The organism is Pseudomonas sp. GOM6, assembly GCF_029537485.1.
Classification (GTDB): Bacteria; Pseudomonadota; Gammaproteobacteria; order Pseudomonadales; family Pseudomonadaceae; genus Aquipseudomonas.
On record NZ_JARPUS010000004.1, the window covers coordinates 228805 to 250803 of the forward strand.

The 21999-nt window shown below is 63.7% G+C and carries 18 protein-coding genes and 1 other RNA gene; 18 read left to right on the plus strand and 1 reads right to left on the minus strand.

The features are described 5' to 3' along the window. The first annotated feature begins 26 nt into the window (after window positions 1–26). The 17 genes from rnpB (at window position 27) to lpxC (ending at window position 18438) form a co-directional block, all read left to right on the plus strand. An RNA gene (gene rnpB / locus P7A97_RS06990) (RNase P RNA component class A) lies at window positions 27–374 on the plus strand. A 297-nt stretch (window positions 375–671) separates the two neighbouring features. Beyond that, the gene (gene mraZ, locus P7A97_RS06995) at window positions 672–1127 is read left to right on the plus strand and encodes a division/cell wall cluster transcriptional repressor MraZ (protein WP_043309109.1); all 456 of its coding nucleotides are present in this window, start codon (window positions 672–674) and stop codon (window positions 1125–1127) included. A 2-nt stretch (window positions 1128–1129) separates the two neighbouring features. Next, window positions 1130–2071 (plus strand): 16S rRNA (cytosine(1402)-N(4))-methyltransferase RsmH, encoded by a 942-nt coding sequence (rsmH, locus tag P7A97_RS07000; RefSeq protein ID WP_277689193.1) that lies wholly within the window; start codon window positions 1130–1132, stop codon window positions 2069–2071. Beyond that, complete coding sequence (gene ftsL, locus P7A97_RS07005) at window positions 2068–2361, plus strand: cell division protein FtsL (RefSeq protein WP_277689194.1); 294 nt, start codon at window positions 2068–2070, stop codon at window positions 2359–2361. The genes rsmH and ftsL overlap by 4 nt, the downstream gene beginning before the upstream one ends. After that, window positions 2358–4109, plus strand: coding sequence for a penicillin-binding protein 2 (locus P7A97_RS07010; protein ID WP_277689195.1), 1752 nt, complete (start codon window positions 2358–2360; stop codon window positions 4107–4109). Before ftsL ends, P7A97_RS07010 begins: the two co-directional genes overlap by 4 nt. After that, the gene (gene murE, locus P7A97_RS07015) at window positions 4109–5572 is read left to right on the plus strand and encodes a UDP-N-acetylmuramoyl-L-alanyl-D-glutamate--2,6-diaminopimelate ligase (RefSeq protein WP_277689196.1); all 1464 of its coding nucleotides are present in this window, start codon (window positions 4109–4111) and stop codon (window positions 5570–5572) included. The genes P7A97_RS07010 and murE overlap by 1 nt, the downstream gene beginning before the upstream one ends. Continuing rightward, on the plus strand, window positions 5565–6938 hold the full coding sequence (gene murF, locus P7A97_RS07020) for a UDP-N-acetylmuramoyl-tripeptide--D-alanyl-D-alanine ligase (RefSeq protein ID WP_277689197.1): 1374 nt from the start codon (window positions 5565–5567) through the stop codon (window positions 6936–6938). Before murE ends, murF begins: the two co-directional genes overlap by 8 nt. A gap of 2 nt (window positions 6939–6940) precedes the next feature. Next, complete coding sequence (gene mraY / locus P7A97_RS07025; protein ID WP_277689198.1) at window positions 6941–8023, plus strand: phospho-N-acetylmuramoyl-pentapeptide-transferase; 1083 nt, start codon at window positions 6941–6943, stop codon at window positions 8021–8023. Between the two features lie 6 nt (window positions 8024–8029). Beyond that, window positions 8030–9376 (plus strand): UDP-N-acetylmuramoyl-L-alanine--D-glutamate ligase, encoded by a 1347-nt coding sequence (gene murD / locus P7A97_RS07030; RefSeq protein ID WP_277689199.1) that lies wholly within the window; start codon window positions 8030–8032, stop codon window positions 9374–9376. Then, the gene (ftsW, locus tag P7A97_RS07035) at window positions 9373–10596 is read left to right on the plus strand and encodes a putative lipid II flippase FtsW (protein ID WP_277689200.1); all 1224 of its coding nucleotides are present in this window, start codon (window positions 9373–9375) and stop codon (window positions 10594–10596) included. The genes murD and ftsW overlap by 4 nt, the downstream gene beginning before the upstream one ends. Then, window positions 10586–11656 (plus strand): undecaprenyldiphospho-muramoylpentapeptide beta-N-acetylglucosaminyltransferase, encoded by a 1071-nt coding sequence (gene murG, locus P7A97_RS07040; protein ID WP_277689201.1) that lies wholly within the window; start codon window positions 10586–10588, stop codon window positions 11654–11656. Before ftsW ends, murG begins: the two co-directional genes overlap by 11 nt. A 34-nt stretch (window positions 11657–11690) precedes the next feature. Continuing rightward, window positions 11691–13097 carry a UDP-N-acetylmuramate--L-alanine ligase gene (gene murC, locus P7A97_RS07045; protein ID WP_277689250.1) on the plus strand — a complete coding sequence of 469 codons (1407 nt, stop codon included), beginning with the start codon at window positions 11691–11693 and terminating at the stop codon, window positions 13095–13097. After that, the gene (locus P7A97_RS07050) at window positions 13094–14035 is read left to right on the plus strand and encodes a D-alanine--D-alanine ligase (RefSeq protein WP_277689202.1); all 942 of its coding nucleotides are present in this window, start codon (window positions 13094–13096) and stop codon (window positions 14033–14035) included. Before murC ends, P7A97_RS07050 begins: the two co-directional genes overlap by 4 nt. Window positions 14036–14037: 2 nt before the next feature. Beyond that, window positions 14038–14895, plus strand: coding sequence for a cell division protein FtsQ/DivIB (locus tag P7A97_RS07055; RefSeq protein WP_277689203.1), 858 nt, complete (start codon window positions 14038–14040; stop codon window positions 14893–14895). 20 nt (window positions 14896–14915) lie between these two features. After that, window positions 14916–16160 carry a cell division protein FtsA gene (gene ftsA, locus P7A97_RS07060; RefSeq protein ID WP_277689204.1) on the plus strand — a complete coding sequence of 415 codons (1245 nt, stop codon included), beginning with the start codon at window positions 14916–14918 and terminating at the stop codon, window positions 16158–16160. A gap of 54 nt (window positions 16161–16214) precedes the next feature. Next, a complete protein-coding gene (ftsZ, locus tag P7A97_RS07065) occupies window positions 16215–17414 on the plus strand; it encodes a cell division protein FtsZ (RefSeq protein ID WP_277689205.1) in 1200 nt (399 codons plus the stop codon). Window positions 17415–17526: 112 nt separating this feature from the next. Continuing rightward, window positions 17527–18438: a UDP-3-O-acyl-N-acetylglucosamine deacetylase gene (lpxC, locus tag P7A97_RS07070; RefSeq protein ID WP_277689206.1), complete on the plus strand. Its 912-nt coding sequence runs from the start codon at window positions 17527–17529 to the stop codon at window positions 18436–18438. A gap of 58 nt (window positions 18439–18496) precedes the next feature. Here the strand turns inward: lpxC and P7A97_RS07075 are convergent, their stop codons facing one another. Further along, on the minus strand, window positions 18497–18943 hold the full coding sequence (locus tag P7A97_RS07075; RefSeq protein WP_277689207.1) for a DciA family protein: 447 nt from the start codon (window positions 18941–18943) through the stop codon (window positions 18497–18499). Window positions 18944–19178: 235 nt separating this feature from the next. Between P7A97_RS07075 and secA the strand changes: the two genes are divergently transcribed. After that, window positions 19179–21911, plus strand: coding sequence for a preprotein translocase subunit SecA (gene secA, locus P7A97_RS07080; protein ID WP_277689208.1), 2733 nt, complete (start codon window positions 19179–19181; stop codon window positions 21909–21911). Window positions 21912–21999: the final 88 nt, after the last annotated feature.

Sequence of the window (21999 nt, forward strand, 5' to 3'; positions counted from 1 at the left end):
GGTTGTCTCGTTACCCTTGGCAGCGGAGAGTCGATCGGACAGTCGCTGCCTTCGTAAGAAGGGGGAGGAAAGTCCGGGCTCCATAGGGCGGAGTGCCAGGTAACGCCTGGGAGGCGCAAGCCTACGGAAAGTGCCACAGAAAATAACCGCCTAAGCGTTTCGGCGCCGGTAAGGGTGAAAAGGTGCGGTAAGAGCGCACCGCACGGCTGGTAACAGTTCGTGGCTAGGTAAACCCCACTCGGAGCAAGACCAAATAGGGTTCCATTGGCGTGGCCCGCGCTGGAACCGGGTAGGTTGCTAGAGGCGTACAGTGATGTGCGTCGTAGAGGAATGACTGTCCTCGACAGAACCCGGCTTACAGATCGACTCTCCTCTCTTCTCTTCTATCTGTTCCCCTCCGCAATACCGAAAAAATCTTACTCTTGAGAAATTACTTTAAGTTCGAAGTTCAGCTTCATGAGCTCGCTGAAATTCGCCTTTCGAAAAACTTCGTTTTCCTTCTTAAACCCCCCCCTTTAAATCGCTAAACCACCGTCCTGTAAGGATTTTTCCCTTCTGGCGCGCCTTGACGCTAAGGCGGCTGCATTCCTATAGTGTGTCGAAGTGGCACAAAGTGGAAAAAAGTGGGTCAGAAGGGCATGGAAAGCTAATCGGAGTGGGGAAGCGCAGACGTGTTTCGTGGAGCTAACGCCATCAGTCTCGACGCCAAAGGGCGACTCGCGATGCCAAGTCGGTATCGTGACGAGCTCGTTTCGCGTTGCTCTGGGCAGCTCATCGTCACCATCGACGCTGTCGATCCCTGCCTGTGCGTGTACCCCCTGCCGGAGTGGGAGCTGATCGAAGCCAAGCTCCGCGACCTGCCTTCCCTGCGTGAAGAAACCCGCCGCCTGCAGCGTCTGTTGATTGGTAACGCCGTGGACATCGAACTCGATGGCAGTGGTCGCTTTCTCGTGCCTCCGCGTCTGCGTGCGCACGCTGGCCTGGACAAGCACGCGATGCTGGTCGGTCAGCTGAACAAATTCCAACTGTGGAACGAAGATGCCTGGAACGCGCTTGCCGATGCCGACCTGGCTGCCATCAAACAACCCGGTGCTCTGCCGGACGACCTCCGTGACCTGATCCTGTGACCATGACCAGCAGCTTCCGCCATATCACCGTGCTGCTCGACGAGGCTGTCGAGGCTCTCGCCGTGCGCGAGAACGGCTGCTACTTCGATGGCACTTTTGGCAGGGGGGGGCACAGCAGGTTGATTCTGCAGAGCCTCGGGGGCAACGGCCGGTTGCTCGGGTTCGACAAGGATCCATTGGCAATCGCAAGCGGAAATGCACTGGCGGCCGAAGACGGCCGCTTCGTCGTTGTGCAGCGCAGCTTTGCCGAGCTGGGCGACGAGGCTCTGGTGCGGGGGCTGCAGGGCAAGGTCGACGGCATTCTGCTGGATCTCGGCGTGTCCTCGCCGCAGCTCGATGATGCCGCGCGGGGCTTCAGCTTCCTCAATGACGGCCCGCTGGATATGCGCATGAATCCGGATGCCGGTATCAGTGCTGCCGAATTTATCGCGACCGCCAGCGCCGACGAGATTGCCCGTGTATTCAAGGAGTATGGTGAGGAGCGTTTCGCCAAGCGCATGGCGCGCGCCGTAGTGGAGCGTCGCGCGCTCAAGCCGTTCGAGCGTACCGCCGATCTGGCTGCCGTGCTCACCGAGGCCAATCCGGCCTGGGAAAAAGGCAAGAACCCGGCGACCCGGGCGTTCCAGGGGTTGCGCATTCACGTCAACAACGAGCTGGGTGATCTTGAGCGTGGCCTCGAGGCGGCGCTGGAGACCCTGGCCGTCGGTGGGCGTCTGGTGGTGATCAGCTTCCACTCCCTGGAAGACCGCATCGTCAAGCAGTTCATGAAACGGCAGGCCAAAGGTGAGGCGGACAACCTGCCGCGTGACCTGCCGATCATTCCCAAGGCCTTCGAGCCGCGCCTGAAGTTGATCGGCAAGCCGATCTATGCCGGCGAAGCCGAGCTCAAGGCCAACCCGCGCTCGCGCAGCGCGGTGATGCGTGTGGCGGAGAAGCTGCGATGAGCCGCCTCTACGCCAAACCCATGCCGCCTGGCAGCCTGCTGCTGGTGATGTTGTTCGGCGCCGTGCTGCTGTCGGCCATTGCCGTCTCTTACTGTGCGCACTGGAATCGTCAGCTGCTCAATGCGCTGTATGCCGAGCTGAGCGTGCGCGATAAGGCGCAGGCCGAGTGGGGGCGTCTGGTGCTGGAGCAGAGCACCTGGACTGCCCATAACCGTATCGAGGCTCTGGCTTCCGAGCAGTTGCGCATGCGTATCCCCGAGCCGGCCGAAGTGCAGATGGTGGCGCCATGATCGGTCTCGAAGGCGCTCTCTATCCCTGGCGGTTCCGCTTGGTATTGGCCCTGTTGGCCCTGATGGTGGGCGCCATCGCCTGGCGTATCGTCGATCTGCATGTAATCGACCATGACTTTCTGCAGGCGCATGGCGATGCGCGCAGCGTGCGGCATATCCCGATTCCGGCGCACCGTGGCCTGATTACTGATCGCAATGGTGAGCCACTGGCAGTCAGTACTCCGGTCACCACCTTGTGGGCGAATGGCAAGGAGCTATTCAAGGCGCAGGATCGCTGGGCCGATCTGGCGGCAGCGCTGGGGCAGGAGCCCAAATCCTTCGCCAAGCGCCTGACCCAGGCGCAGGCCCGTGAGTTCATGTATCTGGTGCGTGGCCTGACTCCGGAGCAGGGGCAGAGCGTGCTCGATCTCAAGGTGCCGGGCGTGTACGGCTTGGAGGAGTTCCGTCGCTTCTATCCCGCGGGAGAGGTCACTGCGCATGTCGTGGGCTTCACTGACGTCGATGATCGCGGGCGGGAAGGTGTCGAGCTGGCCTTCGAGGAGTGGCTGGCCGGTGTGCCCGGCAAACGTCAGGTGCTCAAGGATCGCCGTGGCCGTTTGATCAAGGATGTACAGGTTACCCAGAACGCCAAGCCCGGTAAGACCCTGGCGCTATCTATCGATCTGCGCCTGCAGTACCTGGCCCACCGCGAGCTGCGCAATGCGCTGATCGAGCAGGGCGCCAAGGCTGGCAGTCTGGTGATGATCGACGTGAAGACCGGCGAAATTCTTGCCATGGTCAACCAACCGTCCTACAACCCGAACAACCGTCGCACCCTGCAGCCGGCGGCGATGCGCAACCGCGCCATGATCGACGTGTTCGAGCCAGGCTCGACCGTTAAGCCGCTGTCCATGGCTGCGGCCCTGGGGACCGGGCGCTGGAAGCCGGAAGACAAGGTCGAGGTTTATCCGGGCTCGCTGCAGATCGGCCGCTACACCATCAGGGACGTGTCCAGAACCCAGGGGCCGGTCCTGGACCTGACCGGCATTCTGATCAACTCGTCCAACGTCGGCATGAGCAAGATCGCCTTCGACATCGGTGGCGAAAGCATTCACGACATGATGAGTAAGCTGGGCTTCGGCCGTGATACCGGCCTGGGTTTCCCCGGCGAGCGCGTTGGCGAGCTGCCTAGTTACCGCGAATGGCGCAAGGCCGAGACTGCGACTCTCTCCTACGGCTACGGTGTCTCGGTGACTGCCATTCAGATGGCTCATGCCTATGCCACCCTGGCTAACAACGGTAAGGCGCTGCCGCTGTCGATGACGCGTGTGGATCGTCAGCCGGTCGGTGCCCAGGTGGTGTCGGAGCAGGTGGCCAAGACCCTGCAAGGTATGTTGCAGCAGGTGATCGAGGCGCCGCGTGGTGTCTACCGCGCCCAGGTGCCTGGCTATCACGTGTCTGGCAAGAGTGGCACCGCGCGCAAGGCCAGCGTCGGTACCAAGGGCTACACCGCCAACGCCTATCGCTCGATGTTCGCCGGTTTCGCGCCGAGCTCCAATCCGCGCATCGCCATGTTCGTCGTGGTCGATGAGCCGAGCAAGGATGGCTACTTCGGTGGTCTGGTCTCCGCTCCGGTCTTCAGCAAGGTGATGGCTGGCTCTCTGCGCCTGATGAACATTACCCCCGACAACCTGCCGCCGCCGGTCGATCCGGCCGCTGCTCAGCCGCAAACTGTTACTGCGGCCACGACTCCGGGAGGGCGAATCTGATGCCCATGCCCCTCAGCCAACTCTTGGTACAGGCCAGCAGTGCCGTACTGATCCGCGAATTGACGCTGGACAGCCGCAAGGTGCGTCCGGGCGATCTGTTCCTCGCTGTACCCGGCCTGGCTCAGGACGGTCGCGCGCACATCGCCGATGCCATCGCGCGTGGTGCATCCGCCGTGGCCTACGAAGCCGAGGGCGCCGCAGTGGTCAGCGCCAAAGGCGCCGAATTGGTGCCGATCAAAGGTCTGGTCGGTCAGCTGTCGGCCATTGCCGGGCGTTTCTATGGCGAACCCAGCCGCGCCCTGCGACTGGTCGGTGTGACCGGTACCAACGGCAAGACCAGCGTCAGTCAGTTGGTGGCGCAGGCCCTCGATCTGTTGGGTGAGCGCTGCGGCATTGTCGGAACCCTGGGTACCGGTTTCTACGAGGCCCTGCAGAGTGGCCGGCACACCACGCCAGACCCTATCGCCGTGCAGGCGACCCTGGCGGAGCTCAAGCATGCCGGCGCCCGCGCCGTGGCCATGGAGGTTTCCTCCCATGGTCTGGATCAGGGTCGTGTGGCGGCGCTGGACTTCGATGTGGCGGTGTTCACCAATCTGTCTCGTGATCACCTGGACTACCACGGCTCCATGGAGGCCTACGGCGCGGCCAAGGCCAAACTGTTCAGCTGGCCGGAGCTGAAGTGCCGGGTGATCAACCTGGACGATGAGTTTGGGCGCCAGCTGGCAACGCAGTCGCGCGAGTCGCGCCTGATCGGTTACAGCCTGGAAGATGCCTCTGCCTATTTGTTCTGTCGCGAGGCCAGTTTTGGCGACCACGGCGTGCAGGCCCGTCTGGTCACTCCACAGGGTGAAGGCCTGCTGCGCAGCCCGCTGCTGGGTCGCTTCAACCTGAGCAATTTACTGGCCGTGGTCGGTGCATTGCTGGGCTTGGGTTATCCGCTGGATGAAATCCTCTCGGTGATGCCGCGTTTGCAAGGGCCGGTGGGCCGCATGCAGCGTTTCGGCGGCGAGGGCCTGCCGCTGGTGGTGGTCGACTACGCGCACACCCCGGATGCTCTGGAAAAAGTGCTGGAAGCGCTGCGGCCGCACGTGACCGGTCGCTTGCTGTGCCTGTTCGGCTGTGGTGGCGATCGCGACCGTGGCAAGCGTCCCCTGATGGCAGCCGTGGCCGAGCGTCTGGCTGACGCCGTGCTGGTCACTGACGACAATCCGCGTAGCGAAGACCCGGCGCAAATCATCGCCGATATCCGCGCCGGGTTTGTTAAGCCCGAAGTCGTCGAGTTCGTGCATGGCCGCGCCGATGCCATCGCTCGGCTGATCGCCAAAGCTCAGGTCGGCGATGTGGTGGTGCTCGCTGGCAAGGGGCATGAGGATTATCAGGAGATCGCTGGCGTGCGCCATCCGTTCTCTGATCTGCAAGAGACCGCCAAGGCCCTGCAGGCCTGGGAGGACGCCCATGCTTAAGCCGCTGCTCTTGAGCGAAGTCTGCGCCGCTGTGCATGGTCGCCTGGTCGGTGCCGACGTGGCGTTTTCTGCGGTGTCCACTGACAGCCGCAAGATCGCGGCCGGCCAGCTGTTCATCGCCTTGGTCGGGCCGAACTTCGACGGTCACAACTACCTGGTGGACGTTGCTGCCAAGGGTGCGGTCGCCGCGCTGGTGCAGCGTGAGCTGCCGGACGCACCGTTGCCGCAGTTGGTGGTGGCCGATACCCGTATCGCACTCGGCCAGCTCGGTGCACTGAATCGCACTGCTTTCACCAAACCGCTGGCCGCCGTGACCGGCTCCAGCGGCAAGACCACGGTCAAGGAGATGCTCGCCAGCATCCTGCGCGCCGGCCTGGGCGGTCCGGTGCTGGCTACCCGTGGCAACCTGAACAATGACCTCGGCGCGCCGCTGACCCTGCTGGAACTGGCGCCCGAGCATGTTGGCGCGGTCATCGAGCTGGGTGCCAACCATGTCGGCGAGATCGCCTATACCGTCGGCCTGACCCGTCCGGACGTGGCCATCATCACCAATGCCGGACTGGCCCATGTCGGCGAGTTCGGCGGGCCGGAGAAGATCGTCCAGGCCAAGGGCGAGATCCTCGAAGGCTTGGGTGAGCAGGGTATTGCCGTGCTCAATCGCGACGACAAGGCCTTCGCCACCTGGCAGGCACGCAACGGCGGTCGCCGGGTACTGAGCTTCGCCCTGCACGATCAGTCGGCCGATGTGCATGCCAAGGAACTCTGGCGCGATGCGCGGGGTTGCGTCGGGTTCGCCCTGGCCGGCGTTGCTGGCGAGGTGCGTATCCAGCTCAACCTGCTCGGTGAGCACAGCGTGGCCAATGCCCTGGCTGCGGCGGCTGCCGCGTATGCCCTTGGCGTGCCGCTGGTCGGGATCAAGGCTGGTCTGGAAGCTTTGCAGCCAGTCAAGGGCCGCGCCGTGGCTGACCTGGCGCCGAACGGCGTACGGGTAATCGATGACAGTTACAACGCCAACCCGCTTTCCATGTGCGCGGCAGTCGATATACTCGCCGCCTTCTCCGGTCGCACCGTCCTGGTGCTGGGAGATATGGGCGAGTTGGGCGAGTGGGCCGAGCAGGGCCATCGCGATGTCGGCGCACACGCCGCCGGCAAGGTCGATGCCCTGTATGCCGTAGGGCCGCTGATGGCACATGCTGTGGCGGCTTTCGGCGAAAATGGCCGTCATTTTGCCGATCAAGCCAGCCTGATCGAAGCGCTTCGCGGCGAGTCGGGTGAAACCACCATTCTAATTAAAGGCTCGCGCAGCGCAGCGATGGAGAACATCGCCGACGCCTTGCTGCAACGGGCATCCGGGGAGGCTCACTAATCATGCTGCTGCTGCTGGCGGAGTACCTGCAACAGTTCCACACCGGCTTCGGGGTCTTCCAGTACCTGACCCTGCGCGGCATTCTCGGCGTGCTCACGGCCCTGGCCCTGTCGCTGTGGCTCGGCCCGTGGATGATCCGCACCCTGCAAATTCGCCAGATCGGTCAGGCCGTGCGCAATGACGGTCCGCAGTCGCACCTGTCGAAGAAGGGCACGCCGACCATGGGTGGCGCGCTGATCCTCACCGCCATCGCCGTCAGTACGCTGCTCTGGGCCGATCTGAGCAATCGCTACGTTTGGACAGTGCTGGCTGTGACCCTGCTGTTCGGCGCCATCGGCTGGGTCGATGACTACCGCAAGGTGATCGAGAAGAACTCGCGTGGCCTGCCGAGCCGCTGGAAGTACTTCTGGCAATCGGTGTTCGGCCTGGCCGCCGCCGTCTTCCTCTACATGACCGCACAGAGCCCAGTGGAAACCACCCTGATCGTGCCGCTGCTCAAGGACGTGGCGCTGCCGCTGGGCGTGGGCTTCGTGGTGCTGACCTACTTCGTCATCGTCGGTACCAGCAACGCGGTGAACCTGACCGACGGCCTCGACGGCCTGGCGATCCTGCCGACCGTGATGGTGGCCGGCGCGCTGGCGATCTTCTGCTACCTGTCGGGCAACATCAATTTCGCTCAGTACCTGCTGATTCCCTACGTGCCGGGCGCCGGTGAGCTGATCGTGTTCTGCGCCGCGCTGGTCGGTGCCGGCCTGGGCTTCCTCTGGTTCAACACCTATCCGGCCCAGGTATTCATGGGCGACGTGGGCGCGCTGGCCCTCGGCGCCGCGCTGGGCACCATCGCCGTGATCGTCCGCCAGGAAATCGTGCTGTTCATCATGGGTGGCGTGTTCGTCATGGAAACCCTGTCGGTGATGATCCAGGTCGCCAGCTTCAAGCTCACCGGCAAGCGTGTGTTCCGCATGGCGCCGATCCACCACCACTTCGAACTCAAAGGCTGGCCTGAGCCGCGCGTGATCGTGCGCTTCTGGATCATCACCGTAATTCTCGTCCTGGTTGGCCTGGCCACCCTGAAGCTGAGGTAATAGAGAGTGTCGCTGATCGCTTCCGACCAGTTCCGCATCGTTGTCGGCCTCGGCAAGAGCGGCATGTCCCTGGTGCGCTTCCTGGCGCAGCAGGGCGTGCGCTTCGCCGTGGCCGATACGCGCGCGAACCCGCCGGAGCTTGCGACCCTGCAGCGCGACTATCCCGAAGTGGAAGTGCGCTGCGGCGAGCTGGACGTCGATTTCCTCTGCCGCGCCTCGGAGCTCTACGTGAGCCCCGGCCTGGCCCTGGCCACCCCGGCGCTGCGTGAAGCCGCCGCGCGTGGCGTGAAGATGTCCGGCGATATCGACCTGTTCACCCGCCATGCTAAGGCGCCGATCGTCGCCATCACCGGCTCGAATGCCAAAAGCACCGTCACCACTCTGCTGGGTGAGATGGCGGCAGCCGCCGGCAGGAAGGTCGCGGTCGGTGGCAATATCGGCACCCCGGCGCTGGACCTGCTCAGCGACGAAGTTGAGCTGTACGTCTTGGAACTGTCCAGCTTCCAGCTGGAGACCACCGAGCGCCTTGGCGCCGAGGTCGCCACCTGCCTGAATATCAGCGAAGACCATATGGATCGCTACGATGGCATGGCCCAGTACCACCTGGCCAAGCACCGCATCTTCCGCGGCGCCCGTCAGGTCGTGGTGAATCGCGACGATGCCCTGTCGCGTCCGCTGATCGCCGACCAGGTGCCGTGCTGGAGCTTCGGGCTGGGCAAGCCGGACTTCAAACGTTTCGGTCTGATCGAAGAGCACGGTGAGAAGCAGCTGGCCTTCCAGTTCGAGGCGCTGATGCCGACCGCCGAACTGAAGATCCGTGGCGCGCACAACCAGTCCAACGCCCTGGCGGCCCTGGCCCTGGGCCATGCCGTCGGCCTGCCCTTTGCCGCCATGCTCGATACCCTGCGCGGTTTCGCCGGCCTGCCGCACCGCTGCCAGTGGGTGCGCGAGCTGCGTGGCGTGAGTTACTACGATGATTCCAAGGCCACCAACGTCGGCGCCGCCCTGGCTGCGATCGAAGGCCTGGGCGCCGATATCGCCGGCAAGCTGGTGCTGATCGCCGGCGGCGATGGCAAGGGTGCCGACTTCTCCGCGCTGAAGGCGCCGGTGGCCAAGTTCTGCCGCGCCGTGGTGCTGCTGGGGCGCGATGCCGAGCTGCTCGCCGCCGCCCTGGGCGATGCCGCGCCACTGCTGCGGGTGCAGACCCTGGACGAGGCCGTGCAGCGCAGTGCCGAGTTGGCCGAATCGGGCGACGCCGTGCTGCTGTCGCCAGCCTGCGCCAGTCTGGACATGTTCAAGAATTTCGAAGAGCGTGGGCGCCTGTTCGCCCAGGCGGCGGAGGCCCTGCAATGAGCCTGATCGCCCGCTTGCTCGCCGCCCCGTCGCCGCTGCGCACCTCGCGCGGCGTCGACCTCGACTTCCCGCTGCTGGCCGGCTGTCTGGCCCTGCTCGGCCTGGGCCTGGTGATGATCACCTCGGCCAGTTCGGAAGTGGCCGCGATGCTCTCGGGCAACCCGCTGTATCACATGATCCGCCATCTGATTTATCTGGCCATCGGCATCAGCGCGGCGGTCGTTACGCTGATGATTCCCATGGCCTTCTGGCAGCGCTATGGCGCCAGCCTGCTGTTGATCGCCTTCGCCCTGCTGATCATGGTGCTGATCCCGGGGATCGGTCGTGAGGTCAACGGCGCCAAGCGTTGGATCGGCTTCGGTATGTTCAACGTACAGCCCTCCGAGCTGGCCAAGCTGTTCACTGTACTGTTCATCGCCGGCTACTTGGTACGTCGCCAGGAAGAAGTGCGCGAAAAGCTGTCCGGCTTCCTCAAACCAATGCTGGTACTCGGTCCGATGGCCGCCCTGCTGCTGGCCGAGCCGGACTTCGGCGCAACTGTGGTGCTGGTCGGCTCGTGCATCGCCATGTTGTTCCTCGGTGGCATCAACCTGCTGCGCTTCATTCCTCTGGTCGGTGTGGTGCTGGCTGCTGGTGTCCTGGTGATGACCAGCCAGGCCTATCGCCTGGAGCGCCTGACCAACTTCGTCGATCCCTGGGCCGACCAGTACGGTGCCGGTTACCAGCTGAGCCAGGCGCTGATCGCCTTCGGCCGTGGCGAGTGGTTCGGCGTGGGGCTGGGCAACAGCATCCAGAAGCAGTTCTACCTGCCCGAAGCGCATACCGACTTCGTCTTCGCCGTGCTGGCCGAGGAGCTGGGCATGATCGGGGCGCTGGTCACCGTCGGCCTGTTCGTGTTCGTTGCCGTGCGCGCGCTGTACATCGGCTTGTGGGCGGAGAAGGCCAAGCAGTTCTTCTCGGCCTATGTGGCCTACGGCATCGCCATGCAGTGGATCGGCCAGGTGCTGATCAATATCGGTGTGAACGTCGGCCTGCTGCCGACCAAGGGCCTGACCCTGCCGTTCCTCAGCTACGGCGGCAGCTCGCTGATCATCTGCTGCGTGTCCCTGGCCATGCTCCTGCGCATCGAGTGGGAGCGCCGTACCTCGCTGGGCAGCGAGGAAATCGAATTCAGCGAGTCGGACTTCTTCGACACCGAGGAGGTCAAGCATGCGCGGTAACGTCCTGATCATGGCTGGCGGCACTGGCGGCCACGTGTTCCCGGCACTGGCTTGTGCCCGCGAGTTCAAGGCCCGTGGCTATGCCGTGCACTGGCTGGGCACGCCGCGCGGCATCGAGAACGAATTGGTGCCGGCAGCGGATCTGCCATTGCACCACATTCAGGTGACCGGTCTGCGTGGCAAGAGCAAGCTGGCCCTGTTCAAGGCACCGTTCCAGCTGGTACGCGCTCTGTGGCAGGCCCGCAGGGTGATGCGCGAACTGCAGCCGGTCTGCGTACTGGGCATGGGCGGTTTCGTCACCGGGCCGGGTGGCCTGGCGGCACGCCTGAACGGCGCGCCGCTGGTGATCCACGAGCAGAACGCCGTGGCCGGCACCGCCAACCGCAGCCTGGTGCCGTTCGCCGCCCGTGTCTGTGAAGCCTTCCCGAATACCTTCGGCCGGCGCGCCAAGCTGCGCACCACTGGCAATCCGGTGCGCGAGGAGCTGTTCCTGGAAACCCCGCGCGACGCCCTGGCCGGCCGCAAGCCGCGTCTGCTGGTGCTGGGCGGCAGCCTGGGGGCCGAGCCGTTGAACAAGTTGATCCCCGCCGCCCTGGCCAAGCTGCCGGTCGAGCTGCGCCCGCAGGTGTTCCATCAGGCGGGCAAGCAACACGATGCGATCACGGCGGAGCGTTATCGCGAAGTGGCGGTCGAAGCCGAGGTTGCACCTTTCATCAAGGACATGGCCCGTGCTTACGCTTGGGCCGATCTGGTGATCTGCCGCGCTGGCGCGCTGACCGTCAGCGAACTGGCCGCCGCCGGCCTGCCGTCCTTCCTCGTGCCGCTGCCGCACGCGATCGACGATCACCAGAGCCGCAATGCCGACTATCTGGCGAAGGAGGGCGCCGCCATCCTTCTGCCGCAACATGCCACTGACGCGGACAAACTCGCCGCGCAGTTGACCGAGGTTCTGATGCACCCAGAAAAACTCCAAGCCATGGGCCGCACCGCGCGCAGCCTGGCCAAGCCCGATGCCACCCGCACGGTGGTGGAAATCTGCCTGGAGGTGGCCCGTGGCTAAGTCTCCCGCTGCTGCCCGCTCCGAAATCCGCCGTATGCGCCGGATTCGCCGCATCCACTTCGTCGGTATCGGCGGTGCCGGCATGTGCGGCATCGCCGAGGTGCTGCTCAACCTGGGCTATGAAGTGTCCGGCTCTGACCTCAAGGCCTCGGCCGTGACCGAGCGTCTGGAAAAGTTCGGCGCGCATATCTTCATTGGCCACCGTGCCGAGAACGCCGAGCAGGCCGACGTGCTGGTGGTGTCCAGCGCCATCAACACCGCCAACCCGGAAGTGGCTACTGCCCTGGAACGCCGTATTCCGGTGGTGCCGCGCGCCGAGATGCTGGCCGAACTGATGCGCTACCGCCACGGCATTGCCGTTGCCGGTACCCACGGCAAGACCACCACCACCAGCCTGCTGGCCTCAGTATTCGCCGCTGGCGGCCTGGACCCGACCTTCGTCATTGGTGGCCGGTTGAACGCTGCCGGCACCAACGCCCAGCTGGGTGGCAGCCGCTTCCTGATCGCCGAGGCCGACGAGAGCGACGCCAGCTTCCTGCACCTGCAGCCGATGGTCTCGGTGGTCACCAACATCGACGCCGACCACATGAGCACCTATGGCGGCGACTTCAACGTCCTGAAGAAGACCTTCATCGAATTCCTGCACAACCTGCCGTTCTACGGCCTGGCCGTGCTCTGCGTGGATGACCCTGTGGTGCGTGAGCTGCTGCCGCAGGTGGCCCGCCCGACCGTGACCTACGGTTTTGCCGAAGATGCCGACGTGCGCGCCATCAACGTGCGCCAGCAGGGCATGCAGACCTTCTTCACCGTGCTGCGTCCGGGCCGTGAGCCGCTGGATGTGTCGGTGAACATGCCGGGCAATCACAACGTGTTGAACGCGCTGGCCACCATCGCCATCGCCAGCGACGAAGGCATCGAAGATGCCGCCATCGTCCAGGGCCTGTCGGGCTTCCAGGGGGTCGGCCGACGCTTCCAGGTCTACGGCGAGCTGCCGGTCGACGGTGGCAGCGTGATGCTGGTCGATGATTACGGTCACCACCCGCGCGAAGTGGCAGCGGTGATCAAGGCGGTACGTGGCGGCTGGCCGGAGCGCCGCCTGGTGATCCTGTACCAGCCGCACCGTTTCAGTCGTACCCGCGACCTTTACGACGACTTCGTCCAGGTGCTGGGCGACGCCAACGTGTTGCTGTTGATGGAGGTCTACCCGGCCGGCGAAGAGCCGATCCCCGGCGCCGACAGCCGCCAGCTGGCCCACAGCATCCGCCAGCGCGGCCAGCTCGATCCGATCTACGTCGAGCGTGGTGCCGATCTGGCCCCGATCATCAAGCCGCTGCTGCGCGCCGGTGACATCCTGCTGTGCCAGGGCGCCGGCGATATCGGCGGCGTGGCCCCGCAACTGATCAAGCACCCGCTGTTTGCTGTTCAAGGTGAGTCGAAATGAGTCTGCATTCCACCCTCGATCCCAAGGCCTTCGGCCGTGTTGCCGTGCTGTTCGGCGGCAAGAGCGCCGAGCGTGCGGTATCGCTGAAGTCCGGCGCTGCCGTACTGGAAGCCTTGCAGGCGGCGGGTGTGGACGCGTTCGGCATCGACGTGGGAGACGACTTCCTGCAGCGCCTGAGCGCCGAGAAGATCGACCGCGCCTTCATCGTGCTGCACGGTCGTGGCGGTGAGGATGGCTCCATGCAGGGCCTGCTGGAGTGCGCCGGTATTCCTTACACCGGCAGCGGTATCCTCGCGTCTGCTCTGGCCATGGACAAGCTGCGGACCAAGCGCGTCTGGCTGAGCCTGGGCTTGCCGACGCCTGCCCATGCCACCCTGGCCTGCGAAGAGGACTGCCGGGCTGCAGCTGCCGAGTTGGGCTTCCCGCTGTTCGTCAAGCCGGCGCACGAGGGCTCGAGCATCGGTATGGCCAAGGTGACCGATGTGGAGGCACTGATTGCTGCCTGGAAGGACGCCAGTCAGTTCGACTCGCAGGTGCTGGTCGAGCAGATGATCGATGGCCCCGAGTACACCGTCGCCATGCTGCGCGGCGAAGTGCTGCCGCCCATCGGCCTGGGCACACCGCACACCTTCTACGACTACGACGCCAAGTACCTGGCCTGCGATACCCAGTACCGCGTGCCGTGCGGCCTGTCGGCCGAGAAGGAAACTGAACTGAAAGAATTGACCGCGCGCGCCTGCGAGGCCGTCGGCACCCAAGGCTGGGCCCGGGCCGATGTGATGCAGGATGCCGACGGCAAGTTCTGGTTGCTGGAAGTCAACACCGTACCGGGCATGACCGATCACAGCCTGGTGCCGATGGCCGCGCGTGCGGCGGGTCTGGACTTCCAGCAACTGGTGCTGGCGATCCTGGCCGATAGCGTGGAGGCGAGGGGTTAAGCATGGTTGCCACTGTCCGTCACCCGCAGCCCATGGGAGGCGCTTCTCGGCGTCAGCCCATTGCCGCGCGCGGGGCGAGCCGGATGGTGCCCAAACAGCCGCTGTCTGCGCGTCTGCCGCGGCCGGATTTCAGTGGGCTCAAGCGCTTGCTGTGGCCGCTGATGCTGCTCGGCCTGGGCATGGGAACCTATGAGCTGGCACAGCGCCTGATTCCCTATGCCGACCGTCCGATTAGCCGTATCAGTGTGCAGGGTGAACTGAGTTACATCAGCCAGCAGGCGGTACAGGAACGCATCGCGCCGTTTGTATCGGCCAGCTTCTTTACCGTCGACCTGGCCGGCATGCGTGCCGAGCTGGAGCAGATGCCGTGGATCGCTCACGCCGAAGTACGTCGTGTGTGGCCGGATCAGGTGGCCATCAGCCTGCAGGAGCAGTTGCCGGTGGCGCGCTGGGGCACCGAGGCGCTGCTCAACAACCAGGGCCGCGCCTTCGGTCCGAGCGAGGCGGCCAATTATGAACACTTGCCCCTGTTGTCGGGTCCTAAGCGCGCCCAGCAGCAGGTGATGCAGCAGTATCAGGTGCTCAGCCAGCTCCTGCGGCCGATGGGCTTTTCCATCACCCGTCTGGAGCTGCGTGAGCACGGTAGCTGGTTTCTCAGTACTGCCCAGGGCGTGGAGATTCTCCTCGGCCGGGATCACCTGGTGGACAAGATGCGGCGCTTTGCCGCCATCCACGACAAGGTGCTGAAGCAGCAGATGACGAATATCGAGCGCATCGACCTGCGTTACGCCAACGGCCTTGCAGTGGCCTGGCGTGAGCCGGTGGCGCCAGCGGCGGCGGTTGCCGCGGCCGCACAATGAATCAAGGAGAACGTTAAGTCATGGCAAACGTGCAGAGCGGCAAGATGATCGTCGGCCTCGACATCGGCACCTCCAAGGTGGTGGCGCTGGTGGGCGAGGTGACGGCCGATGGCGAGCTGGATATCGTCGGCATCGGCACCAGCCCGTCGCGCGGCCTGAAGAAAGGCGTGGTGGTCAATATCGAGTCCACCGTGCAGTCGATCCAGCGCGCCATCGAAGAGGCGCAGCTGATGGCCGGCTGCCGCATCCACTCCGCTTTCGTCGGTATTGCCGGTAACCATATCCGCAGTCTGAACAGCCACGGCATCGTTGCCATTCGCGACCGTGAAGTCAGCCCGGCCGACCTCGAGCGCGTGCTGGATGCTGCCCAGGCGGTGGCCATCCCGGCCGACCAGCGTGTACTGCACACCCTGCCGCAGGATTACGTGATCGATAACCAGGAAGGCGTGCGCGAGCCCATGGGCATGTCCGGCGTGCGCCTGGAGGCCAAGGTGCATGTGGTCACCTGCGCCACCAATGCCGCGCAGAACATCGAGAAGTGCGTGCGCCGCTGCGGCCTGGAAGTGGACGACATTATTCTCGAACAGCTGGCTTCGGCCTACTCGGTACTGACCGAGGACGAGAAGGAACTGGGCGTGTGTCTGGTCGACATCGGCGGCGGCACCACCGACATCGCCATCTTTACCGAGGGCGCGATCCGCCATACGGCGGTGATTCCGATTGCCGGCGATCAGGTCACCAACGACATCGCCATGGCCCTGCGTACGCCGACCCAGTACGCCGAAGAGATCAAGATCCGTTACGCCTGCGCCCTGGCCAAGCTGGCTGGCGCCGGCGAGACCATCAAGGTGCCCAGCGTCGGTGAGCGCGCGCCGCGCGACCTGTCGCGCCAGTCCCTGGCCGAAGTGGTCGAACCGCGCTACGACGAGCTGTTCACCCTGATCCAGGCCGAGCTGCGTCGCAGTGGCTACGAAGACATGATACCGGCCGGCATCGTGCTGACCGGTGGCACCGCCAAGATGGAAGGTGCCGTAGAGCTGGCTGAAGAAATTTTCCATATGCCGGTGCGTCTGGGTGTGCCGCACAGCGTCAAGGGTCTGACCGACGTAGTGCGCAACCCGATCTATTCCACTGGCGTGGGGCTGTTGATGTACGGGCTGCAAAAGCAGGCCGACGGCTATCACACCCCCGGTATTCAGTTTGGCGATGAACCCAAGACACCTGTACTGGAACGGCTGAAACGCTGGGTCCAGGGCAATTTCTGATGTGTAACCCGCGGTAGTTGTAGGCGATAAAACTAAAAAGGAAGGAGAGGGGATATGTTCGAGCTCGTAGATAACGCGCCTCAAAGTGCAGTGATCAAGGTGATCGGCGTGGGCGGCGGCGGCGGTAACGCTGTCAACCACATGATCAAGAACAACGTCGAAGGCGTGGAGTTCATCTGCGCCAACACCGATGCGCAGGCGTTGAAGAACGTCGGCGCGCGCAGTGTGCTGCAACTCGGTCCAGGCGTGACCAAGGGCCTGGGCGCCGGCACCAACCCGGAAATCGGCCGTCAGGCCGCCATGGAAGACCGTGATCGCATCGCCGAAGTGCTGCAAGGCGCGGACATGGTCTTCATCACCACCGGCATGGGCGGCGGTACCGGTACCGGCGCGGCGCCGATCATTGCCGAAGTGGCCAAGGAAATGGGCATCCTCACCGTCGCGGTGGTGACCCGTCCGTTCCCCTTCGAAGGTCGCAAGCGCATGCAGGTCGCCGACGAGGGTATCCGTGCCCTGTCCGAGTGCGTCGACTCGCTGATCACCATCCCCAACGAGAAGCTGCTGACCATTCTCGGCAAGGACGCCAGCCTGCTGTCCGCCTTCGCCAAGGCTGACGACGTGCTCTCCGGCGCGGTGCGCGGTATCTCCGACATCATGCAGCGTCCGGGCCTGATGAACGTCGACTTCGCTGACGTGAAGACCGTTATGGGCGAGATGGGCATGGCCATGATGGGCACTGGCGCCGCCAGCGGCCCGAACCGTGCACGTGAAGCCACCGAAGCGGCCATCCGCAACCCGCTGCTGGAAGACGTCAACCTGCAGGGCGCCCGCGGCATCCTGGTCAACATCACCGCTGGTCTGGATCTGTCCCTGGGCGAGTACGCCGCCGTAGGTGAGATCATCGAGGCGTTTGCCTCCGAGGCCGCCACCGTGAAGGTCGGTGCGGTGATCGATCCGGACATGCGCGACGAACTGCATGTGACCGTGGTGGCCACTGGCCTGGGTGCGCGAATCGAGAAGCCGGTCAAGGTTATCGACAATACCGTGCAGGCTGCTGCACCGTCTGCCGCCGCTACCCTGAACGCTGCCGCACCGCGTGCTGCCGAGCAGCCGGCCGTCAACTACAAGGACTACGAGCGCCCGACTGTTCAGCGTCAGAGCCTTGCCGGTAGTGCCGCAGCAGCCAAGCTGAATACTCAGGATGACCTGGACTATCTCGATATTCCGGCCTTCCTGCGTCGTCAGGCTGATTGATGCTGTCTATCAGGAGTATATCGGTGATTGGTGTTCAGCAAAGGGCGGTTCTGCTATTATCGCCGCCCATTGTTGAAAACAGTTCGCAACAAGCGCACAAGCAGCCAAAACCATGATCAGACAACGCACCCTGAAGAACATCATCCGCGCCACCGGTGTTGGCCTGCACTCTGGGGAGAAGGTGTACCTGACCCTCAAGCCAGCCCCTGTGGATACCGGTATCGTGTTCCGTCGCACCGATCTGGATCCGGTCGTGGAAATCCCCGCCCGCGCCGAGAATGTCGGTGAGACCACCATGTCGACCACGCTGGTCAATGGTGACGTCAAGGTGGATACCGTTGAGCACTTGCTTTCGGCCATGGCAGGCCTGGGCATCGATAACGCCTACGTCGAGCTCTCGGCATCCGAAGTTCCGATCATGGACGGCAGCGCCGGTCCCTTTGTATTCCTGATTCAGTCCGCCGGACTGGAAGAGCAGGACGCCCCCAAGAAGTTCATCCGGGTACTGCGCGAAGTGAGCGTGGAGGAGGGCGATAAACGCGCCACCTTCCTGCCCTTCGACGGCTTCAAGGTGAGTTTCGAGATCGATTTCGATCATCCGGTGTTCCGCGGTCGTACCCAGACCGCCAGCGTCGATTTCTCCAGCACCTCCTTCGTCAAGGAAGTCAGCCGCGCACGCACCTTCGGTTTCATGCGCGACATCGAATTCCTGCGCTCGAACAACCTGGCGCTGGGTGGTAGCGTGGATAACGCCATCGTGGTGGACGAGTTCCGCGTGCTCAACGAAGACGGCCTCCGTTACGAGGACGAGTTCGTCAAGCACAAGATCCTCGACGCCATCGGCGATCTCTATCTGCTGGGCAACAGCCTGATCGGCGAGTTCAAGGGCTTCAAGTCCGGGCACGCGCTGAACAACCGCCTGTTGCGTACGCTGATGGAGCAGAAGGATGCCTGGGAAGTGGTGGTGTTCGATGACGCCAGCACTGCGCCGATTTCCTACATGCGCCCGGTTGCGGCCGGCTAAGTGCAGGTATCTTTCGCGTAGCCAAAAGGCCACCTTCGGGTGGCCTTTTCGTTTCTCGTTACTTGGCGTTACGGGCCAGGCGTTCCAGTGCTGCGCGTAGTTTCGGATCGCGGATGCCTTCGGCTGCGCAGTTGAGACTTTCGGCAGCAGACTGGGACAACTCGACCGTGTGCCCCTGGTAGGCTACCTGGGTATTTGGGGGGCGTACCTTCACCTGAATCTTCTGCAGTTCAGCGAATTCCGGCAGTTGCTGCAGAGCGCGCTGTAGCCGGCGCTGCTGATAGTGCAGGCGAGTCGCCCAGTGGCCGTTGCTGGTCAGTAGCAACAGGCAGCCGGCTTGCCAGCTGGCCACCAGGCAATGCTCGCGCGCCGCGGGTTCCAGCTGCGTTTCCACCAGTGCCTGTAGCTTTTCCAGACGCTGGGCGGCGCTGAACAACGCCTGCAGCGGGCGGTGCTCGCGTAGCAGGGTGCTGGGAGTCTTGGCGACAGGTGGACGCGGGTTCATTGATTGGGCTCGATGGAGATGTTCGCCATCTTAGCAAAGGCCCTTGCAGCTGTCGGCGCTCGTCCCCATATAGAGTTGAACGGTCTGCTGGCAGTATGCGGCAGTGGTGTGGGAGTTCGCCCTTTTCTCACCAACGTTTCCGGGTAGAATGCCCCCTTTCGCACGCAGCCGAGCTGGCTGCCGGGTCGTGCTCAGGCACCGCTCTCCATCCCCCAGCGTGGAAGAATCCGTCGATATGTTTGCGCCACTGTTGAAGAAACTTTTTGGAAGCAAGAACGAGCGTGAAGTCAAACGCATGCTCAAGACAGTGACCGCGATCAACGCCCTGGAAGAGCAGCTGCTGTCGCTCTCCGACGAGCAACTCAAAGCCAAGACTGAAGAGTTCAAGGCGCGCCTGGCCAAGGGAGAAACCCTTGATCAGCTGCTGCCGGAAGCGTTCGCCGTGGCGCGGGAGGCCGGCAAGCGCGTGATGGGTATGCGCCACTTCGATGTGCAGCTGATCGGTGGCATGACCCTGCACGAAGGCAAGATCGCCGAGATGCGCACCGGTGAGGGCAAGACCCTGGTGGGCACCCTGGCGGTGTACCTCAACGCACTGTCCGGCAAGGGGGTGCACGTGGTCACGGTGAACGACTACCTGGCTCGCCGTGACGCCAACTGGATGCGTCCGCTGTATGAGTTCCTCGGCCTGTCGGTCGGCGTGGTCACCCCGTTCCAGCCGCCGGAAGAGAAACGTGCCGCCTACGCCAGCGACATCACCTACGGTACCAACAACGAATTCGGTTTCGACTACCTGCGCGACAACATGGCGTTCAGCCTGGAAGACAAGTTCCAGCGCGAGCTGAATTTCGCCGTGGTCGACGAAGTGGACTCCATCCTCATCGACGAAGCGCGTACCCCGCTGATCATCTCCGGGCAGGCCGAAGACAGTTCGCGTCTGTACATGGAGATCAACAAGCTGATCCCGCGCCTCACCCAGCACATCGAGGAAGAGGAGGGCGTCGTTACTCAGGAAGGCCACTACAAGATCGATGAGAAGGCCCGCCAGGTCGAACTCAACGAATCCGGCCACCAGTACGTCGAGGAAATGCTCACCGCCTCCGGCCTGCTGGGCGAGGGCGAGAGCCTGTACTCCGCGCACAACCTCAGCCTGCTGACCCACGTCTATGCCGGCCTACGGGCGCACAAGCTGTTCCATCGCAATATCGAATACATCGTGCAGAACGGCCAGGTGATCCTGATCGACGAACACACCGGCCGTACCATGCCCGGTCGTCGTCTGTCCGAAGGCCTGCACCAGGCCATCGAGGCCAAGGAAGGTGTGAACATCCAGGCCGAGAGCCAGACCCTGGCTTCGACCACCTTCCAGAACTATTTCCGCCTGTACAACAAGCTGGCCGGCATGACCGGTACTGCCGACACCGAAGCTTTCGAGTTCCGCCAGATTTATGGTCTCGACGTGGTGGTGATTCCGACGCACCGTCCGATTGCCCGTAAGGACTACAACGACCTGGTCTACCTGACCCAGGAAGAGAAGTACCAGGCGATCATCACCGACATCAAGGAAAGCCAGGCTCAGGGCCGGCCGATCCTGGTCGGTACCGCGTCCATCGAGACTTCCGAGTACGTGTCCAAGCTCATGGAGCAGGCCGGTATCGAGCACAAGGTGCTCAACGCCAAGTACCACGAGAAGGAAGCCGAGATCATCGCTCAGGCGGGTCGTCCAGGTGCCGTGACACTGGCTACCAACATGGCCGGCCGCGGTACCGACATTCTCCTTGGCGGCAACTGGGAGGCCGAGGTGGCCAGCCTGGAGAACCCGAGTGAAGAGCAGATCGCACAGATCAAGGCCGAGTGGCAGAAGCGCCATCAGCAGGTCATCGAAGCTGGCGGTCTGCATGTGATCGCTTCCGAGCGCCACGAGTCGCGCCGTATCGACAACCAGCTGCGTGGCCGTGCTGGCCGCCAGGGTGACCCGGGCTCCAGTCGCTTCTACCTGTCGCTGGAAGACAACCTCATGCGCATCTTCGCCTCCGACCGGGTGAAGAACTTCATGAAGGCCCTGGGTATGCAGTCCGGCGAGGCCATCGAGCACGGCATGGTGACCAACGCCATCGAGAAGGCCCAGCGCAAGGTCGAGGGACGTAACTTCGACATGCGCAAGCAACTGCTCGAATACGACGATGTGGCCAACGAGCAGCGCAAGGTGATCTACCACATGCGCAACAGCCTACTGGCGTCCAGCGATGTTGGCGAAACCATCATCGAGTTCCGCGAAGAAGCGCTGGCCGCCACCATTGACGCCCATATCCCTCCGCAGTCGTTGCCCGAGCAGTGGGATATCCAGGGCCTGGAAGCGGCGCTGAACAGCGATTTCGCCATCCAGCTGCCGATCCAGCAGTGGCTCGATGAAGACGAGAAGCTGTACGAGGAGACCCTGCGCGAGCGCATTCTCCAGGAGCTGCTGACCGCCTATGCCGAGAAGGAGTCCCTGGCGGGTGCCGAGGCCCTGCGTACCTTCGAGAAGCAGATGCTGCTGCGCGTGCTCGACGACCTGTGGAAAGACCACCTGGCGACCATGGACCACCTGCGCCACGGCATTCACCTGCGCGGCTATGCGCAGAAGAACCCCAAGCAGGAATACAAGCGCGAGTCCTTCACCCTGTTCCAGGAGCTGCTCGACTCGATCAAGCGCGACACCATTCGCGTACTGTCCCATGTTCAGGTGCGTCGCGAGGATCCGGCCGAGGAAGAGGCGCGTCTGCGTCGTGAGGCCGAAGCCATGGCCGAGCGCATGCAGTTCCAGCATGCCGAAGCTTCGGCCATGCCAGGAGCCGAAGCAGCGGAGGCCGAGGGCGACGTGGCAGTGGCCAGCGCGGTACGTAGCGAGCCGAAGATCGGTCGCAACGAGCCCTGCCCCTGCGGCTCCGGCAAGAAGTACAAGCACTGCCACGGTCAGCTGAGCTGATCCAGGCCGGGCCTGCTATATAGACAACGCCGCGACCGGCTCTGCCGCTCGCGGCGTTTTTCCAACCTCAGCCGCGTGTCGCGGCATC

What these genes read in the sequence shown, in the direction of transcription:
- rsmH (WP_277689193.1), top strand. Translation starts at nt 1,130, where the DNA reads ATGACCAGCAGCTTCCGCCATATCACCGTGCTGCTCGACGAGGCTGTC.
- ftsL (WP_277689194.1), top strand. Translation starts at nt 2,068, where the DNA reads ATGAGCCGCCTCTACGCCAAACCCATGCCGCCTGGCAGCCTGCTGCTG.
- P7A97_RS07010 (WP_277689195.1), top strand. Translation starts at nt 2,358, where the DNA reads ATGATCGGTCTCGAAGGCGCTCTCTATCCCTGGCGGTTCCGCTTGGTA.
- murE (WP_277689196.1), top strand. Translation starts at nt 4,109, where the DNA reads ATGCCCATGCCCCTCAGCCAACTCTTGGTACAGGCCAGCAGTGCCGTA.
- murF (WP_277689197.1), top strand. Translation starts at nt 5,565, where the DNA reads ATGCTTAAGCCGCTGCTCTTGAGCGAAGTCTGCGCCGCTGTGCATGGT.
- mraY (WP_277689198.1), top strand. Translation starts at nt 6,941, where the DNA reads ATGCTGCTGCTGCTGGCGGAGTACCTGCAACAGTTCCACACCGGCTTC.
- ftsW (WP_277689200.1), top strand. Translation starts at nt 9,373, where the DNA reads ATGAGCCTGATCGCCCGCTTGCTCGCCGCCCCGTCGCCGCTGCGCACC.
- murG (WP_277689201.1), top strand. Translation starts at nt 10,586, where the DNA reads ATGCGCGGTAACGTCCTGATCATGGCTGGCGGCACTGGCGGCCACGTG.
- murC (WP_277689250.1), top strand. Translation starts at nt 11,691, where the DNA reads ATGCGCCGGATTCGCCGCATCCACTTCGTCGGTATCGGCGGTGCCGGC.
- P7A97_RS07050 (WP_277689202.1), top strand. Translation starts at nt 13,094, where the DNA reads ATGAGTCTGCATTCCACCCTCGATCCCAAGGCCTTCGGCCGTGTTGCC.
- P7A97_RS07055 (WP_277689203.1), top strand. Translation starts at nt 14,038, where the DNA reads ATGGTTGCCACTGTCCGTCACCCGCAGCCCATGGGAGGCGCTTCTCGG.
- ftsA (WP_277689204.1), top strand. Translation starts at nt 14,916, where the DNA reads ATGGCAAACGTGCAGAGCGGCAAGATGATCGTCGGCCTCGACATCGGC.
- ftsZ (WP_277689205.1), top strand. Translation starts at nt 16,215, where the DNA reads ATGTTCGAGCTCGTAGATAACGCGCCTCAAAGTGCAGTGATCAAGGTG.
- lpxC (WP_277689206.1), top strand. Translation starts at nt 17,527, where the DNA reads ATGATCAGACAACGCACCCTGAAGAACATCATCCGCGCCACCGGTGTT.
- P7A97_RS07075 (WP_277689207.1), bottom strand. Translation starts at nt 18,943, where the DNA reads ATGAACCCGCGTCCACCTGTCGCCAAGACTCCCAGCACCCTGCTACGC.
- secA (WP_277689208.1), top strand. Translation starts at nt 19,179, where the DNA reads ATGTTTGCGCCACTGTTGAAGAAACTTTTTGGAAGCAAGAACGAGCGT.